Genomic DNA, 626 nt, shown 5'->3' with positions numbered 1-626 from the left:
CTGCTGGCTGAAAAAGTAGGCGAGGCATTAACCCGTTACAGTTACGACGGATTAGGGCGATTAAATGCAGTCTGTGACGCACAGGGCTTAGTGACCGAATATCAACGTAATACTCGCGGACAAGTCTCGCAACAGATTAGTTATCATTCGGATGACAACCAGACAGCGAGCCAGCCCGATAATCGCACCACCACTCAATACCAATACGACGATGCCGGGCGTTTAATTCGCATAATAAATGCCAATGGTGAAAACACGCATTACAATTACGCTGGCTTAGCGCAACCCACTAAAAAAACCTTTGCCGATGGCAGCTGGCTGAATTATCACTATGATAAAGAGCGCAATCTGATTGGTATCGAGCGCAGTGATGAAGCCACTTATCAAATACAATACAGCGCGACAGAAAAACCAACCAAACTCATCGGTTTTGACGGCCGAGAGCAAACTTTTCAATATGATGTGCTCGATAAATTAGTGGCCGTTAATGATGGCGATAGCCGCTTTATTACACTTAAACGCGATAATCGTGGCCGTATTATTGACCAGCATAGCGTTAAATTACCTAACGATGGAGATGGTACGTTTAACAGCCATAATTTTTATCAATATGACAAGATTGGTCG

The 626-nt window shown here is 44.2% G+C and carries 1 pseudogene; it reads left to right on the top strand.

From position 1 onward, the window contains the following. Nucleotides 1–626, top strand: a pseudogene (locus tag KSO91_RS17510) (hypothetical protein); the annotation flags it as partial.

The organism is Psychromonas antarctica (genome assembly GCF_022267535.1).
In the GTDB taxonomy this organism is placed as follows: Bacteria; Pseudomonadota; Gammaproteobacteria; order Enterobacterales; family Psychromonadaceae; genus Psychromonas; species Psychromonas antarctica.
This window is presented reverse-complemented; position numbering and strand designations above follow the sequence as displayed.